The sequence below is a fragment of the Oleiphilus sp. HI0066 genome (genome assembly GCF_001635725.1).
On record NZ_LWFH01000471.1, the window covers coordinates 1 to 722 of the forward strand.

The following is a 722-nucleotide window of genomic DNA, read 5'->3' on the forward strand; positions in this document are numbered from 1 at the left end:
GTCGATGAGCATTCGCCGCCAGAAGTCGTCCCAACATGGCTTGAGAAGAAGTACTTCAGCTCAAAGATGCCACGCGGTGTGTGCATATACTTTTGCGTTGTTACGCGAGAAATTGTGGATTCATGCATATCAACTGCTTGGGCTATATCATGGAGAATAAGCGGTTTCATTGCTTCTTCACCATAGTCTAAAAAGCCTTGTTGATGTGCAACAATTTTGCTTGCAACTTTGAGCAAAGTCTCGTTTCTGCTTTGGAGGCTTTTTATAAACCACTTAGCTTCTTGAAGTTGGTCCTTCATGAAGTTGTTGTCGTTGCTATTATCTGCACGTTTTATAAAGCCAGCGTAGCTGTTGTTTACGCGAATCTTAGGTGCGATTTCTGGATTGAGCTCTACTTTCCAGCGCCCATTTACCTTTTTCACCACGACGTCGGGAACAACGTATTCTGGTTCCGCTTGAATCACTGACTCGCCTGGGCGAGGGTTTAGCGATTGGATCAAGCGAAGAACTTCTTTCAAATCGTCTTCTTTAAGACGACTTCTTCTGATGAGCTGTGCGTAATCGCGACTACCCAGCAGATTGATATAGTGGCTGACGACAAGCTTGGCTTGCGGTAGCCACTCAGTGTCGGGATCTAGTTGACGTAACTGAAGCATTAGACATTCTTGAAGGTCTTTTGCGCCCACGCCTGCTGGGTCAAAATGTTGAACACGCTTCAGAAC

The 722-nt window shown here is 45.7% G+C and carries 1 protein-coding gene; it reads right to left on the reverse strand.

The genetic code is table 11. The features are described 5' to 3' along the window. A partial coding sequence (rpoN, locus tag A3738_RS06730; RefSeq protein WP_068763455.1) for an RNA polymerase factor sigma-54 occupies positions 1-722 on the reverse strand: 722 nt, incomplete at both ends.